14 protein-coding genes and 7 tRNA genes are annotated in these 16,121 nt (G+C 43.9%); 17 read left to right on the forward strand and 4 right to left on the reverse strand.

Annotated features, from left to right (window positions below):
* Window positions 1-64: 64 nt before the first annotated feature.
* Window positions 65-1,489, reverse strand: coding sequence for a tRNA (N6-isopentenyl adenosine(37)-C2)-methylthiotransferase MiaB (gene miaB / locus GQA99_RS11640; protein ID WP_160054056.1), 1,425 nt, complete (start codon window positions 1,487-1,489; stop codon window positions 65-67).
* A gap of 442 nt (window positions 1,490-1,931) precedes the next feature.
* Here miaB and GQA99_RS11645 point away from each other — a divergent pair, with 442 nt between their 5' ends.
* The 11 genes from GQA99_RS11645 (at window position 1,932) to GQA99_RS11695 (ending at window position 7,314) form a co-directional block, all read left to right on the forward strand.
* Window positions 1,932-3,164 (forward strand): FAD-dependent monooxygenase, encoded by a 1,233-nt coding sequence (locus GQA99_RS11645; protein ID WP_160054057.1) that lies wholly within the window; start codon window positions 1,932-1,934, stop codon window positions 3,162-3,164.
* Window positions 3,165-3,312: 148 nt separating this feature from the next.
* Window positions 3,313-3,900 carry an aminoacyl-tRNA hydrolase gene (gene pth / locus GQA99_RS11650; RefSeq protein WP_160054058.1) on the forward strand — a complete coding sequence of 196 codons (588 nt, stop codon included), beginning with the start codon at window positions 3,313-3,315 and terminating at the stop codon, window positions 3,898-3,900.
* 79 nt (window positions 3,901-3,979) lie between these two features.
* Window positions 3,980-5,071 carry a redox-regulated ATPase YchF gene (gene ychF / locus GQA99_RS11655; RefSeq protein WP_160054059.1) on the forward strand — a complete coding sequence of 364 codons (1,092 nt, stop codon included), beginning with the start codon at window positions 3,980-3,982 and terminating at the stop codon, window positions 5,069-5,071.
* Window positions 5,072-5,274: 203 nt separating this feature from the next.
* Window positions 5,275-5,351: transfer RNA gene (locus tag GQA99_RS11660), tRNA-Met, on the forward strand.
* Between the two features lie 43 nt (window positions 5,352-5,394).
* Window positions 5,395-5,479: transfer RNA gene (locus GQA99_RS11665), tRNA-Leu, on the forward strand.
* A 46-nt stretch (window positions 5,480-5,525) separates the two neighbouring features.
* Window positions 5,526-5,600: transfer RNA gene (locus GQA99_RS11670), tRNA-Gln, on the forward strand.
* A gap of 24 nt (window positions 5,601-5,624) precedes the next feature.
* A tRNA-Gln gene (locus tag GQA99_RS11675) sits at window positions 5,625-5,699 on the forward strand.
* 5 nt (window positions 5,700-5,704) lie between these two features.
* Window positions 5,705-5,781, forward strand: a tRNA-Met gene (locus GQA99_RS11680).
* A 107-nt stretch (window positions 5,782-5,888) separates the two neighbouring features.
* Window positions 5,889-5,973, forward strand: a tRNA-Leu gene (locus tag GQA99_RS11685).
* A 52-nt stretch (window positions 5,974-6,025) separates the two neighbouring features.
* A tRNA-Gln gene (locus tag GQA99_RS11690) sits at window positions 6,026-6,100 on the forward strand.
* A 188-nt stretch (window positions 6,101-6,288) separates the two neighbouring features.
* Window positions 6,289-7,314 (forward strand): patatin-like phospholipase family protein, encoded by a 1,026-nt coding sequence (locus GQA99_RS11695; protein ID WP_160054060.1) that lies wholly within the window; start codon window positions 6,289-6,291, stop codon window positions 7,312-7,314.
* Window positions 7,315-7,385: 71 nt separating this feature from the next.
* Here GQA99_RS11695 and GQA99_RS11700 read toward each other — a convergent pair whose 3' ends face one another.
* The 3 genes from GQA99_RS11700 to lolB all read right to left on the reverse strand — a co-directional run bounded on the left by GQA99_RS11700 (window position 7,386) and on the right by lolB (window position 9,949).
* Window positions 7,386-8,333 carry a ribose-phosphate pyrophosphokinase gene (locus GQA99_RS11700; RefSeq protein WP_160054061.1) on the reverse strand — a complete coding sequence of 316 codons (948 nt, stop codon included), beginning with the start codon at window positions 8,331-8,333 and terminating at the stop codon, window positions 7,386-7,388.
* A gap of 91 nt (window positions 8,334-8,424) precedes the next feature.
* Window positions 8,425-9,297 (reverse strand): 4-(cytidine 5'-diphospho)-2-C-methyl-D-erythritol kinase, encoded by an 873-nt coding sequence (gene ispE / locus GQA99_RS11705; RefSeq protein WP_160054062.1) that lies wholly within the window; start codon window positions 9,295-9,297, stop codon window positions 8,425-8,427.
* A 40-nt stretch (window positions 9,298-9,337) separates the two neighbouring features.
* Window positions 9,338-9,949, reverse strand: a complete 612-nt coding sequence (gene lolB / locus GQA99_RS11710; protein ID WP_160054063.1) for a lipoprotein insertase outer membrane protein LolB — start codon at window positions 9,947-9,949, stop codon at window positions 9,338-9,340.
* Window positions 9,950-10,186: 237 nt separating this feature from the next.
* On the opposite strand from lolB, the gene hemA reads away from it, so the two are divergent.
* The 6 genes from hemA to GQA99_RS11740 all read left to right on the forward strand — a co-directional run bounded on the left by hemA (window position 10,187) and on the right by GQA99_RS11740 (window position 16,120).
* A complete protein-coding gene (gene hemA, locus GQA99_RS11715) occupies window positions 10,187-11,437 on the forward strand; it encodes a glutamyl-tRNA reductase (protein WP_160054064.1) in 1,251 nt (416 codons plus the stop codon).
* 14 nt (window positions 11,438-11,451) lie between these two features.
* Window positions 11,452-12,537 (forward strand): peptide chain release factor 1, encoded by a 1,086-nt coding sequence (gene prfA / locus GQA99_RS11720; protein ID WP_160054065.1) that lies wholly within the window; start codon window positions 11,452-11,454, stop codon window positions 12,535-12,537.
* Window positions 12,538-12,546: 9 nt separating this feature from the next.
* On the forward strand, window positions 12,547-13,401 hold the full coding sequence (gene prmC / locus GQA99_RS11725) for a peptide chain release factor N(5)-glutamine methyltransferase (protein ID WP_160054066.1): 855 nt from the start codon (window positions 12,547-12,549) through the stop codon (window positions 13,399-13,401).
* A 119-nt stretch (window positions 13,402-13,520) separates the two neighbouring features.
* The gene (locus tag GQA99_RS11730; RefSeq protein ID WP_160054067.1) at window positions 13,521-13,916 is read left to right on the forward strand and encodes a SirB2 family protein; all 396 of its coding nucleotides are present in this window, start codon (window positions 13,521-13,523) and stop codon (window positions 13,914-13,916) included.
* 9 nt (window positions 13,917-13,925) lie between these two features.
* On the forward strand, window positions 13,926-14,714 hold the full coding sequence (locus GQA99_RS11735) for a transglutaminase family protein (RefSeq protein ID WP_160054068.1): 789 nt from the start codon (window positions 13,926-13,928) through the stop codon (window positions 14,712-14,714).
* Window positions 14,715-14,872: 158 nt separating this feature from the next.
* Complete coding sequence (locus GQA99_RS11740) at window positions 14,873-16,120, forward strand: DUF819 family protein (RefSeq protein WP_160054069.1); 1,248 nt, start codon at window positions 14,873-14,875, stop codon at window positions 16,118-16,120.
* The last annotated feature ends 1 nt before the right edge of the window (window position 16,121 follow it).

The following is a 16,121-nucleotide window of genomic DNA, read 5'->3' on the forward strand; positions in this document are numbered from 1 at the left end:
GAATTTTAGGCAAAATTAAAGGCGGACTAGCCGCCTTTATTACTGCATTCACAATCAAGCTGATTTATGGCTTGTAGTGGGTTACACCTAAAGCGTCATCATGTTTGTGTTTAGCTAAAATATCAGACGGACGTAAACTGCGGCGTAGATCCATTTCATTTTCGCCACGAATAAATTCGCCACGCAATGAGTTGGTATACACGTCAACAATTTTCACATCAACAAAACTGCCAATATGAGTGTGCGGTGCTTCAAAGTTGACCACACGACTGTTTTCAGTACGACCGCGAAGCTCCATTGGATTCTTTACAGAAGGACCTTCAACTAAAATACGTTGTACAGTGCCTAGCATGTGGCGGCTGTAACGCATAGCTTGTTGGGTAATGCGGTCTTGTAAAATCGCTAAGCGCTGTTTCTTTTCATCATCGCTGACATCATCAGGTAAATCAGCCGCAGGCGTGCCTGGGCGTGCGCTGTAAATAAAGCTAAAGCTGTGATCAAACGCGACATCTTCAATTAGCTTCATGGTGTCAGCAAAATCATCTGCCGTTTCACCTGGGAAGCCAATAATAAAGTCAGAACTGATTTGAATATCAGGACGGGCTTTACGTAGACGACGAATGATTGACTTGTATTCAATCGCCATATGGCCGCGCTTCATTTGGGTTAAAATACGGTCAGAACCCGACTGTACTGGTAAATGTAGGAAGCTAACTAACTCAGGTGTGTCTTCGTACACATCAATAATGTCTTGGGTAAACTCAATCGGATGGCTAGTGGTAAAGCGTAAACGATCGATACCGTCAATTGAGGCGATTAAACGCAACAATTCAGCAAAGGTACAGATTTCATCATCGTGAGTTGCACCGCGATAAGCGTTAACGTTTTGGCCAAGCAAGTTGACTTCACGTACGCCTTGAGCCGCTAATTGCGCTACTTCAAGAATGATGTCGTCTAATGGACGGCTCACTTCTTCGCCGCGGGTGTATGGCACTACGCAGAATGAACAGTATTTACTGCAGCCTTCCATAATCGATACAAACGCAGTAGGACCGTCAGCACGAGGTTCTGGTAAACGGTCGAATTTTTCAATCTCAGGGAAACTGATATCGATAACGGCTTTTTCGCCACGTTGGATCTGTTCGATCATCTCAGGTAAGCGATGTAAGGTTTGTGGGCCAAAAATAATGTCGACGCATTGAGCGCGATCTTTAATGGCTTTACCTTCTTGTGAGGCCACACAGCCGCCAACCCCAATAATTAAATTAGGATTTTTGTCTTTTAAAGTTTTCCAACGCCCTAGCTGATGGAAAACCTTCTCCTGTGCTTTTTCACGAATAGAGCAAGTATTAAGCAGTAATACGTCTGCTTCGCTCGCGTCTTCGGTCAAGGTATAACCTTGATAGTCGTCTAATAAATCAGCCATCTTAGATGAGTCATACTCATTCATCTGACAGCCCCAGGTTTTAATATGAAGTTTTTTACTCATCAGTGCTCGCCGGTAAACAACAGTAAAAATAGCGCGATATTTTACCTGTTGTCTGGCGCTCTGGCTAGTACTAGTGCAAGTTTCACTTGTTTAGCGGTAAATTATTTGATAACCCTAAAAACAGTAATGTTTTAAGTTGCTAGGCAACCTACTTATAAATAGCGTAATTTTATTGTTCTATTTCGGTGTTATCGCCGCCTCATTAAAAGCAGGCTTAGGGCTAAATCATGATTAACGCAACGCAACCTTTCCGTGATTTGTGGATTTAGGGCATAATCATCGGATTGTAAATGGGTTTGTAGAGTCCGATGACGTAAGCTTAAACGTTATCCTGGTTGCCACTTTATACTCGTGAGTTCGCTTTTTACGCTATGTCGCAAATTAAGGCACTCATACGGCAAATCACTAATCGATTAGGCATAATGCCAATCAGTTACTCTTTATGGATGTAGACACAATGCAAGAAATTCCTCACGCTATGGATACTCAACCTTCAGCTGAATACGATGCTGTGATTGTTGGCGGTGGCATGGTGGGCGCTGCGGCCGCCATTGGACTGGGACAACTAGGGTTGAAAGTCGCTGTTATTGAAGCGCGTGAGCCACATGTTTATGATCCTGAACAGCCATTAGATGTACGTGTATCAGCCATTAGTGTGGCATCAGAGCAGCTACTCACGCGACTAGGCGTGATGGAACAGCTATTAACCATGCGTCATGCTCCATATACAGGATTAGAAACTTGGGAAATGGACGGCTGCTTAACCTCTTTTACCGCCGAGCAAGTTGGCCAAACACATTTGGGGTATTTTTTTGAAAATCGCCTGATCCAGTTAAGTTTATGGCAGCAAATCCGCACTATGGATAACATTGATTTGTTATGCCCTCACAAGGTAAGCCAATTTAAGCGCCAATCTGCACAACAACGAATTGAAGTCACCTTAGACGATGGTAGCCAACTGGCAACTCGATTACTTATTGGTGCCGACGGCGCTAATTCACAAGTGCGTCAATGGTCGGGTATTGGTGTGACAGGTTGGGATTATGCCCAGTCAGCAATGCTAATTAATATCCACACTCAAACCGAACAGCAATCTGTTACTTGGCAGCAATTTACTCCAGCAGGCCCAAGAAGCTTACTACCATTACCTGGCAACAACGCATCATTAGTGTGGTACGACGATGCCAATCGTATTAAGCAACTATCGCAATTAAACAAACTGCAATTAGCTGAACAAATTAAACAGCATTTTCCAGCAAGACTCGATGCAGATTTTAGCGTTGAAAATAGTGGCAGCTTTACCTTAACTCGACGTCATGCACAGCGGTATTACCAGGATAACCTCGTGATTATTGGCGATGCCGCTCACACTATTAATCCACTGGCAGGTCAGGGGGTTAATATTGGCTTTAAAGATGTTGATGTGCTGGTGGCGCAAGTCGCCAATGCAATAGGCAAGGGGGAAACCTGGTGGCAAGCCCCCGTGTTAAAGCGATATCAGCAGGCGCGCTATTACGATAATCAATTAATGATGACGGCGATGGACGCTTTTTATGCCAGCTTCAGCAATGACTTATTACCATTAAAACTATTACGTAATGGTGCACTTAAACTGGCGAATATCGACTCACCCATAAAGCGTAAAGTCTTAAAGTACGCTCTGGGATTAAATTAACCCTAATAGCGAGCTAAACTTGTGGTTTGTTGACAAGCCATTTGAGTGCTAAAATGCCGCGTTTTGCATCATGTGTATGTTAATGGTCTTTCAAAATGGCGTTGAAGGCGCACACGTGGTCACTGGCAAATAAACTGACTAGGTTGTGATGAGTAACATTAAATTAATTGTTGGGTTGGCAAACCCAGGTGCTGAATACGCACAAACTCGCCATAATGCTGGCGCTTGGTACGTGCAAGAACTCGCGCGTATTTGTAATGTTCCTTTAGTTGCAGAGAGTAAATATTTTGGTGTCACTGCACGCGCTATTTTGCACGGCAGAGACGTTCGTTTATTGATCCCAACGACATTCATGAACTTAAGCGGTAAGTCTGTTGCCGCATTAGCCAATTTTTTCCGCATTCTGCCTGAAGAGATTTTAGTGGCCCATGATGAATTAGACATGGATCCCGGCGTAGCCAAATTTAAATTAGGCGGCGGGCATGGCGGACATAATGGCTTAAAAGACATTATTGCCAGTTTAGGTAACGACAAAAATTTCCATCGTTTGCGCATTGGCATTGGCCACCCAGGCGATAAAAATAAGGTTAGCGGTTACGTTTTGGGCAGAGCGCCTGCCATTGACCAAGAGCGCATCAATGCGGCTATTGATGAAGCTGTGCGCTCAACCGAGATTTTATTTAAACAAGACATGGTGAAAGCCATGCACAGATTACATTCGTTTAAAGCAGAATAAGCTCAGCAAGTTTTGTTTTAACACCTTATTCGACATCATTATCCATCGGGATAATTCTACATATATAAAAGGTAAGCATATGGGTTTTAAATGCGGCATTGTTGGTCTGCCAAACGTAGGTAAATCAACGCTGTTTAATGCGTTAACACAAGCGGGTATTGAAGCGGCTAACTTTCCGTTTTGTACGATTGAGCCAAACACCGGTGTGGTGCCAGTACCAGATGCACGTCTTGATGCGTTAGCTGCTATTGTTAAACCACAGCGTATCTTACCTACTTCTATGGAGTTCGTTGATATCGCGGGCCTTGTGGCCGGCGCATCGAAAGGTGAAGGATTAGGTAACAAATTTTTAGCTAACATTCGCGAAACGGATGCAATTGGCCACGTGGTACGTTGTTTTGAAGACCCAAATATTGTTCACGTTGCCAATAAAATTGACCCAGCTGGCGATATTGAAGTGATTAACACTGAACTGGCATTAGCGGATCTAGACTCATGTGAACGAGCTATTTTACGTCAAGCCAAGCGTGCTAAAGGTGGCGACGGCGATGCTAAGTTTGAAGTAAGCGTACTTGAAAAAATGCGTCCAGTGCTAGACCAAGGCCAAATGTTACGTTCAATGGACTTAACCAAAGAAGAAAAAGCCGCTGTAGCGTACTTAAATTTCTTGACCATGAAGCCAACCATGTACATTGCTAACGTGGCAGAAGATGGATTTGAAAACAATCCTCATTTAGACGTTGTGCGTGACATTGCTGCTAACGAAAATGCTGTTGTTGTGCCTGTGTGTGCTGCTATTGAGTCAGAACTTGCCGAAATGGAAGCTGATGACCGTGCCGAGTTTATGGCAGATCTCGGCATTGAAGAGTCTGGGCTTGATCGGGTTATTCGTGCCGGTTACGAATTACTAAACTTGCAAACCTACTTTACGGCAGGTGTAAAAGAAGTGCGCGCTTGGACAGTACCTGTTGGCGCCTCTGCGCCACAGGCTGCTGGCGTGATCCACACCGACTTTGAACGCGGCTTTATTCGTGCTCAAGTAATGGCTTATGCTGATTTTATTACCTACAAAGGCGAAGCTGGCGCAAAAGAAGCCGGTAAATTGCGTGTAGAGGGAAAAACTTATATCGTTAAAGACGGCGATGTAATGCATTTCTTATTTAACGTTTAAGCTTTTTTAAGACGGTAAAAGGGGCGTTAAGCGAATTTAGGCGTGTTAGTTGAGTTTATTTTGTCGATTCGGCATCCAGTTTGGTGAAGTTATAGCCGAACAAGACGATTTGATGAAAATAGCGAAAAAAACCAGTTGACCTCGATAACCTGAATAAGCATAATACGCCCCGTTCCTCGCCAAGAGGGATTGCAAAAAGTAGTGGCAATATAGCTCAGTTGGTTAGAGCACAGCACTCATAATGCTGGGGTCGCAGGTTCAAATCCCGCTATTGCTACCATTACTTTGCACATCTTACTCAAGATGTAAAACAAGAGTGTTGTGCGGGAATGGTGAAATTGGTAGACACGCCAGATTTAGGTTCTGGTGCCGCAAGGTGTGAGAGTTCAAGTCTCTCTTCCCGTACCATTTATTAGAAAGGCTGGCTCAGGCGGGCATTTCAGAAAAGTTTGATTGGGATATCGCCAAGCGGTAAGGCACTGGGTTTTGATCTCAGCATTCCAAGGTTCGAATCCTTGTATCCCAGCCATTTATAAAGTAAGAAAAAGATTATTGGGATATCGCCAAGCGGTAAGGCACTGGGTTTTGATCTCAGCATTCCAAGGTTCGAATCCTTGTATCCCAGCCATCTTTGGCAATATAGCTCAGTTGGTTAGAGCACAGCACTCATAATGCTGGGGTCGCAGGTTCAAATCCCGCTATTGCTACCATTTTTACTCGGTAGAATGAGGGCTTAACCAAAGTACTTTGTTATTGCCAGTAGAAATCAAAGTTTACTCTTAATAAAATTTGAGTATACTCTAAGTTAAAATTTGATGCGGGAATGGTGAAATTGGTAGACACGCCAGATTTAGGTTCTGGTGCCGCAAGGTGTGAGAGTTCAAGTCTCTCTTCCCGTACCATCAAATTTAGTCAAATAGATTTATCTTCTGTTTTATAATAAAATTAGACAATTGGGGTATCGCCAAGCGGTAAGGCACCGGGTTTTGATCTCGGCATCCCCAGGTTCGAATCCTGGTACCCCAGCCATATTCTGAAAAGCCCGTCTTTATGACGGGCTTTTTGCATTGTCTTTTTGATATTTTTTTTCTCGCACCATTATGATCGATTGCCTTTTCCTATTAACACAATTGATTCTATCCATTATCTATCTTTGTAACAGTTCTTTAGACTTGCCTTATACAGTCAATAATCAATAATCAAGTATCAGGTTAATTATGAACAGCCACCTCAACCCACCTTTCACTTCTTCACAGCAAGCATCAGAGCCAATGACGGCGTTAATTGCTGAGGGTGGCGGTCAGCGCGGTATTTTTACTGCAGGGGTACTTGATGCATGGTTAGACGCTGAATATGATCCTTTCGATCTGTTTATTGGCACCTCAGCGGGTTCGCAAAATCTCACCAGTTTTTTATCAAGACAAAAGGGTTACGCTAAACGCTTAATCCGTGGTTTGTCACGTCACAAACGTTTCTATCAACTTGGAAGAGGGCTTGTTGGTGGTCATGTGGTGGATTTAGATTGGTACTTTGATCAAACCAGCCGTGGCAGCTTTGCGTTAGATTTTTCCGCTGCGGCAAAAACATTGGGTCAAAGGCAATTATTGATCACAGCAACGAATGCAAGAGATCGTCAAGGATACTTTTTAAGCCCAAGCGAAGATTCAGGCCATTGGCGCGAGCTGTTAAAAGCATCGAGTGCATTACCGTTTCTTTATAAGCAGGGCGTTAAGTTAACGCCCTGGTTGGCGTCAAATGCGGCGAATCAATCTGATGAGCTGCCACAGCCAATGCAAGAAGACTTCTTTTTAGATGGTGGTTTAGCGGCTCCTTTACCTGTACGAGAAGCATATGAGCGTGGTGCGCGTAAAATTGTGGTGATCCGCACGGTAAATGCAGACTTTCAGGCACAATCGGCTTGGGTACATAAACTCAAATCGTGGATTTGTGTCTCGGGGTATTGCCCTAAAACCATAGATTATTTAGTACAACATGAACAAGCATATCAAGAGGAGCTAGCGTTTATGGCTAATCCGCCAGCTGATGTCGAAATTGTACAAATTTTTGCTGATGATACTTTGCAAAGTAAATTGCTAGGCAGTACCGATGCTGATTTACGTCAAGATTATCGTACAGGCATTGCTGCTGGAAATGCATTTTTACAACGAGGCCATGAAGATAACGTGACGCCAGCCGCTTTTAATGTTCAACATGGAATGCAATCGCAGGCGCTGTCGGCGTAATAGGGATGATAAAGACAACAAAAAACGCACTCGATGAGTGCGTTTTAGTATGCAACTAATTAAAGCAAATATTAGTGGCGGAACATCGCAGAGATAGACTCTTCATTGCTCACACGACGAATAGCTTCAGCAAGTACAGCTGACATAGTCAATTGAGTCACTTTAGCCACTTTAAGCATTTCTGGGCTTAACGGTACAGTATCGGTTACGATAACTTCATCGATAACAGAGTTAGCAATGTTTTCTGCCGCGTTACCTGAAAATACTGGGTGAGTAGCATAAGCAAACACGCGGTTTGCGCCGTGTTCTTTTAATGCTTCAGCCGCTTTACATAAGGTGCCACCCGTGTCGATCATGTCATCAACAATGATGCAATCACGGCCTTGTACGTCACCAATAATATGCATAACCTGGGCAACGTTTGCTTGCGGACGGCGTTTATCGATAATCGCAAGGTCTGAATCATCTAATAACTTGGCAACCGCACGAGCACGCACAACACCACCGATGTCAGGAGAAACCACTACTGGGTTTTCAAGCTTTTTAGCCAGCATGTCTTCAAGTAACACTGGGCTGCCGAATACGTTGTCGACTGGTACGTCGAAGAAGCCTTGAATTTGCTCTGCGTGGAGATCGCAGGTTAATACGCGGTCAACACCAACGCTAGACAAAAAGTCAGCAACCACTTTAGCGGTAATCGGTACACGGGCACTGCGTACACGACGGTCTTGACGAGCATAACCGAAGTAAGGGATAACGGCAGTAATACGACCAGCAGACGCACGACGAAGTGCATCAACCATTACAATAAGCTCCATGAGGTTATCGTTGGTTGGTGCGCAAGTAGATTGAATGATAAATACATCCGCACCACGTACATTTTCGTTTATTTGAACACTGATTTCACCGTCGCTGAAACGGCCTACAACTGCGTCGCCAAGTTTGCAAAATAAACGTTCGGCAATCTTGTTGGCTAGATTTGGGGTAGCGTTACCAGCAAAGAGCTTGATGTCGGGCACTTTATGAACCTCAGGTGTTTGCTTTACTATTAAAGGCTAGATCAATTTTACGTGTTGTCACTCAAAACTGACCCAGAAGAAAAATATGTTGTTAGAGCTGCTCAAGCCGCGTTAATAACGGTGACTTATTCATCCCTTTTGCGACAAACCCTTGCATGTCGGCCGGTAATTCGGCTAAAGCACCTAGGGCTTGCTGCGAATGTGTAAATTCCCCGAACACGCATGCACCTGTTCCGGTCATTCTCGACGGCGCATATTCTACCAGCCAGCTTAAGGCATTGGCAACTTGAGGGTACTTAGTTGTGACGAGTTTTTGACAATCATTGCTCCACTTTTGGTTCAATAAACTGTCCATGTCTAGTTTTGGTGTGTTTCGCGGTAAGCTCGGGTCTTGGAAAATCTCTTTCGTCGACACGTGTACATTAGGCACGATAACAAGGTACCAGGGCTCATTGGGTTGAACATTAATGAGTTGCTCTCCGACACCTTCAGCAAAAGCAGATAAACCATTAATAAAAACAGGTACATCCGCGCCAAGTGCGAGCCCTATTTCAGCCAGTTTTGACTGTGAAACATTGGTATTCCAAAGGGCATTAAGAGCCACTAATGTGGTAGCCGCATCCGATGAGCCGCCACCTAAACCGCCACCCATAGGCAGCAATTTGTTTAACCAAATGTGCGCGCCACCTTTATATTGGGTATAACGTTTTAGTGATTTTGCGGCTCTAAGAATTAAGTTATCGCTGTCTGCGACAGCATCACCCAGATTTGAGTGTAAAACCAAATCAGCTGATTCTGTCACATGGAAATCGAGATAATCACAATGATCAATAAACTGAAATAAGGTTTGCAGCTCATGGTAACCATCTGGGCGCTGGCCAGTTACGTGTAAAAAGAGATTGAGCTTTGCTGGCGCGGGCCAACTCTTTGAGGCGATTGATTGAAATGAACTGGTTGATTTCATGTTGTCACTACCTTGTTGATAGATCAATTTACCCAAGTCATTATTGGGCTTTGAACTGTACAGCTGTCCATTGGTTACTTTGAATCTTTATTTGCACATCGTCACGTTCAATCTTTAATAACTTCGGCACCATCGCACCACTTTGTTGTTGCCAGCTCATAAAAGTCACATGCCAATCGGATTGTGGGTCGCTGCTTATTAATTGCTTAATCGTACCATCAGAATGATAGCTTACAATATTATCATTGCTGCCCGTTTGCCCTGTGATCCATAGTGGTAGGCTGTCTAATGGAATTGACCAACCACTAATACCGGTTAATAAGTCTTGGGCATTGCTGTCATGATAAGTTTTTCCGTCAACGTCTAACGTCGCCATGCCTTGATTTGTTGTCAGTGTTAACACTGTCGTACCCAATACCGTGGTAAGACGTAGATCGTTTTCGGCTGGTTGATGCAACCAATAAAGGTTGGTGCTGAATTTATCATCCGCGGTTTTAACGGCAATTTTACCTTGAAGCTCCCACGATTTTGCTTGCGAGGCCTGGCTGACGTCTATAGGGTTAAATTGCTCAGACGGCGTGATAGTACAGCCTGTTAGTAATAACAGAGTGAAAATTACAGAGGTATGAAACGCTGATACTGATAAACGCAATGGCTTGCCTAACAGTTGCTGAAGATGGGCCTTATGATACTGGGCTTAGGCTATGATGTAAAAATGCTTTTCCAAAATTAATGTGATTTTAATCTAACGCATAAGACAATGGCCTTATATCTAAGAAATAAAAATTTAGACATTTATTCGGTTTTGTTAAGCCAATTGTGTTTTTAGTTGGTTCAATTCAGTAGAATAGCCTAATTAACGTCACCGAAAAGAACTTGATACAGTCAAATGAGCCTAGTAGCAATCGGGATAAACCATAAAACCGCCACGGTAGATTTGCGTGAAAAAGTCGCTTTCTCTCCAGACCGCATTCATGACGCCATGAAAAGCTTGGCGAGTCGCACTCGTACGGGTGAGGCTGTGATTGTGTCTACCTGTAATCGCACTGAACTGTACTGTAATAATGCTGACAAACACGACATTATTGAGTGGTTAGAAGAGTATCATCAGCTGAATCATGATGATTTAATGCCCTGCATATACGCCTACGAAGAACAGGTCGCCGTAAAGCATTTAATGCGCGTGGCATCTGGATTAGATTCGTTAGTGTTAGGCGAACCGCAGATTTTAGGTCAAGTGAAACAAGCTTTTGTCAAAGCCAAAGAAGCGGGCACTACCGCCGCGACCATTGACCGCTTATTTCAAAATACCTTCTCTGTTGCCAAAAAAGTACGCACCGATACCGAAATTGGTGCCGCGGCTGTGTCGGTAGCGTTTGCTGCCGTGAGTATGGCAAAGCATATTTTCTCCACGCTGAGCACCACCAAAGTATTGCTCATTGGCGCAGGTGAGACCATCGAACTGGTCGCCAAGCACCTTAAAGACAATGGGGTTGCGTCAATGGTCGTGGCCAATCGAACCATTGAACGAGCCCAGGCCATGTGCGAAGAGTTCAATGCCACTGCCATTACCTTGCAACAAATACCAGACTTTCTCGCTAAAGCCGATATCGTGATATCCTCTACGGCAAGTCCTTTACCGATTTTAGGTAAAGGAATGGTCGAAAAAGCATTAAAACAGCGTCGCCATCAGCCGATGCTGTTAGTCGATATTGCAGTTCCGAGAGATATTGAAGCAGAAGTCGGTGAGTTAGACGACGCATTCCTTTATACTGTCGACGATCTGCATAGCATTATTGAACAGAACATGGCTTCACGTAAGGAAGCCGCCGAGCAAGCAGAATTAATTACTGAAGATCAATCGCACTTATTTATGGAGTGGATTCGATCTTTAGAGTCAGTCGACAGTATTCGCGAATATCGCAGCCAGAGCTTGGCGATTAAAGACGAGTTAGTTGAGCGAGCCTTGAACAAGTTGTCTCAAGGCGGTGATAGTGAGCAAGTGATAATCGAGTTAGCTAATAGGTTAACCAATCGCTTAATTCACGCCCCCACACAATCGCTAACCTCTGCCAGTCGTCAAGGTGATTTGAATACAGTAGGCCTATTAAGAACTGCGCTTGGTTTAGATAAAAACTAAGGTTAGCGAGCTAAATGAAAGAATCCGTTATCCGCAAGCTAGAAGGCTTGCTTGAGCGTAATGAAGAAGTATTGGCATTACTAAGTGATGCAAGCGTGATTGCGGATCAAGACCGCTTCCGTGCGTTATCAAAAGAATACTCACAACTTGAAGATGTTGTGAGTAGTTTTAAGGCATTTCAACAAGCTCAGAAAGATTTTGAATACGCCAAAGAAATGCTTGAAGAAGACGATGCTGACATGCGCGAAATGGCGCAAGAAGAGTATAAACATTCAAAACACACCCTAGAAACACTCGAAGACGAGTTACAAATTCTATTATTACCCACAGATCCTAACGACGACACTAACGCGTTTTTAGAGATCCGTGCCGGTGCTGGTGGCGATGAAGCGGCTATTTTTGCTGGCGACTTGTACCGTATGTATTCACGCTTTTGTGAAGCCAACCGCTGGCAAATGGAAGTCATGAACCTTAACGAAGGTGAACATGGCGGCTTTAAAGAAATTATTGTTAAAGTGAGCGGCGACGGTGCCTACGGTAAACTAAAGTTTGAGTCTGGCGGACATCGAGTTCAACGTGTACCAGAAACTGAATCTCAAGGCCGTGTCCACACATCTGCATGTACGGTAGTGGTACTTCACGAAGTGCCTGAAGCTGAAGCGATTTCAATTAACCCTGCCGACCTTAAGGTTGATACTTTCCGTGCATCAGGTGCGGGTGGTCAGCACGTTAACAAAACCGACTCAGCGATCCGTATTACCCATATTCCATCAGGCATTATTGTAGAATGTCAGGATCAGCGTTCACAACATAAAAACCGCGCCCAAGCGATGAGTGTGTTGGCTGCGCGTATTCAGGCGGTCGAAGATGAAAAACGTCGTAGTGCTGAAGAAACAACACGTCGTAGTCTGGTTGCCAGTGGTGATCGTTCAGAGCGCATCAGAACGTATAACTACCCACAAGGCCGTGTGAGCGATCATCGTATTAACTTAACCTTATATCGCTTAAATGAAGTGATGGAAGGTGACTTAAACGCGTTACTTGATCCTATCATGCAAGAACATCAAGCAGACATGCTTGCCGCTCTCGCCGACGAATAAGGAGTGAACTTGCCTCAGTCTTCGTATTCAACTATCGCTGAAGCCCTGCAATGGGCTTACTCGCAATTAGCGGCAACCTCAGAATCTGCACACGTAGATGCTGAGGTGTTGTTATTGCATTGTTTGAATAAAAACCGCAGCTTTTTATATACCTGGCCTGAAAGGCAACTCACGAGCGATCAGTTTAAAGCATTTAGCCAAATGGTGGCTAAACGTCAAAGTGGTTCACCTGTAGCGCACATTATTGGTGAGCGTGAGTTTTGGTCATTGCCTTTTATTGTTAATGATTCAACCCTCATCCCTAGACCTGACACTGAAATTTTAGTTGAAACTGCGCTCAATTTAACCGTGCGTCATAACGCTAAAGTATTGGACTTAGGAACCGGCACTGGCGCTATTGCTTTGTCTTTAGCCTCTGAGCGGCCTAAATGGCGTATTACCGCCATCGACAATGTGCCTGGGGCTGTTGAGTTAGCCAAAGCGAATCGGGCTAACTTGAATTTACCTGATGTTGAAATTATTCAATCTAACTGGTTTTCATCGGTTGAACATCGCGACTTTGACTTAATTGTGTCAAATCCACCGTACATTGATGAAACCGATGAACATCTCAACATGGGCGATGTTCGCTTTGAGCCACAAAGTGCACTCACTGCCGCTGATGAAGGTTACGCAGATTTATTCCACATTGCCGATATTGCACGTTCACACTTATTAGCGGGTGGTTATTTATTGCTTGAGCATGGCTATGAGCAGGCCATCAAAGTTCGTGAAAAACTCATCGAGTTAGGCTATCAAAATGTCGCGACCGTGCGCGATTTTGGCAGTAATGATCGTTGTACCTTAGGCCAATGGGTCGATTAGTTATTCTACACTTGCGGTGAATCTTCCTTTAGCATCCTTAACGACCATGATATTGGTATCCGTTAGGCTGTTCGAGTACACTAGCCGCGATTTTATTTATTATCTTAAGAGACTTATTAATGGAAACATTTTACAGTTTATATCCAGCGGTAAAACACTCTCACATGCTGTTAGTCGCATTAAGTGTCACCTTTTTTATTGTGCGTTTTGTGCTGCATCTACGTCAGTCTCCTATTATGGAGAAAAAGTTTGTCAAAGTAGCGCCTCATGTCATTGATACTTTTTTACTGCTGTCTGGTTTTACGCTTTGCTTTATGATCAAGCAGTATCCGTTTGTCGACCCATGGATGACCGAAAAAATCATCTGTGTGGTGGCGTATATTGCATTAGGCATTATGGCGCTTAAATCTAACCGTAATAAGCTGTTTAAGTTTTTTGCTTTTATCGGTGCGATAGGTTGGGTAGTGTTAGCGGCCAAGCTAGCTCATTTTAAACAAGTCGTATTCGTGGGTTAATTGGTTTTAATGGCAAAATATCTTCTTAACGATGCAGTTTCGATCCCTGAAACTGCATTTGAGCTTTCTGAACACCTTGGTTTTTCAACGTCTAAACCTGCTATGTGGGCTTGGTATGAAATGTCAGGGGCGGTACTCAGCCATTACGTGGTTGACCAACAGACCCGTTTACAAGGTTTGTTTAATTGGTTTTACAAAGACTTAGGCTTTTGTGCCCGTGACAATTACTTTAGTGTTGAAGCAGCCGACTTAAGCTACTGCGTGTTAAAGCGTCAGGGTAATAGCACGACGCTCTCAATACTGTTGATTTTATTGGCCAAACAACTTGATTTGAAATTAGAGGCTATATTACTCCCAGGTAATACGGTATTGAAAAGTCAGGTCAATGATGTGATTAAATATCACGACCCATTAACCGGCAAAGAGCTAGGCCGCCATCAATTACACGCGTTAGTACGGGGTGAAATGGGCAATGCGGCAAAGTTAAAGCCCAGTCATTTAAAACCTGCCACCTTAAAGCGTTTAATTAGCCGTATGCTGCATGAGCTAAAGGCGGGTTGCATTGTGAATCAAAAATTTGAGTCAGCAATGGAGTGTTGTAATTTGTTATTGCAATGGCACCCAGACGATGTGCACTTAAACCGTGAACGGGCGTTTATTGCCCAGCAGTTAGGGTGCATTAAAGTGGCCATGTCTGACTTGCAACATTTTATTGATTTAAGCCCGCACGACCCGGTCACTGAGCTGGTTAAGATTCAGTTAAAAGAGTTGAGTCAACATACGCAGGTTTATCATTAAGTGCAGTGAATTAACTGCACTGTTTTACGGGTAACACAGCGTCAAATAAGAATAGGCTATAAAAGCCAGTATCAATCAACGTTAACGCATAGTTAATGATTTAACGTAATGAAAAATATAACTATTATAAATATTGCTTTTGCAAGGGAGAATACCGCATGACCACGTCAGCTATGGTGAGCAATGATGCCACCGCACTGGGTTTACTCGCCGTTATTTTAGGTTTTGTGTTTTATACCAGTTCATCGCCACATCCATTTTGGCAAAAGTTTTACAAATATATCCCTGCGTTATTATTGTGCTATTTCTTACCTTCTTTGCTTAATACCTTTGGTGTGGTCGACGGCCACACATCACAATTATATTTTGTTGCCTCACGCTATTTACTTCCCGCGTGTTTAGTTTTGCTTATTTTAAGTGTTGATTTAAAAGCTATTTTAGGCCTTGGTCCTAAAGCGGTGATCATGTTTTTAACCGGTACGCTGGGTATTGTTATCGGCGGCCCGATTGCCTTACTGCTAGTGTCGATGATTGACCCAAGCTTAATTGGTAACAATGGACCAGATGCTGTTTGGCGAGGTATGACAACGCTGGCGGGTAGTTGGATTGGTGGCGGTGCAAACCAGGCTGCCATGAAAGAGATTTATGAAGTGGGCGGCGAGATTTTCTCTGTCATGGTGACGGTCGATGTAATTGTGGCCAACATTTGGATGGCGGTATTGCTGTTTATGGCATCAAAAGCGAAAGAGATAGATGCCAAAACTGGTGCCGACACCACAGCAATTGAAGCGTTAAAAGAAAAAGTAGAAAAATACCACGCTGAAAACTCACGAATTCCATCGCTGCGCGACATTATGATGATTGTCGCAATCGGTTTTGGTGTAACCGGTTTTGCTCATTTTGCTGCTGATTTCTTAGGGCCATTTTTTGAAGCGCATTATCCCTGGACAGAAGATTACAGCTTAACCTCTAAGTTTTTCTGGTTAGTGGTGATCGTGACTACCGTTGGTTTAGGCCTTTCATTTAGTCCTGTGCGCCATTTAGAAGCTGCTGGCGCGTCAAAAATTGCCTCGGCATTTTTGTATATTTTAGTGGCAACGATTGGCTTGCACATGGACGTGTCTAAAATCATGGACACACCGATTTACTTCCTAGTGGGTATTGTGTGGATGATAGTGCACGCAAGTTTAATGCTATTAGTGGCTAAACTCATTAAAGCGCCATTGTTCTATATGGCAGTGGGCAGTCAGGCTAACGTTGGCGGCGCAGCTTCTGCCCCCGTTGTGGCTGCAGCATTTCACCCCGCGCTTGCGCCAGTTGGGGTATTGTTAGCGGTATTTGGTTATGCATTAGGTACCTACATGGCATGGCTATGTGGTCAGTTATTACAAGTTGTCGCAGGTTAAT

This window comes from Shewanella litoralis (genome assembly GCF_009828585.1).
In the GTDB taxonomy this organism is placed as follows: Bacteria; Pseudomonadota; Gammaproteobacteria; order Enterobacterales; family Shewanellaceae; genus Shewanella; species Shewanella litoralis.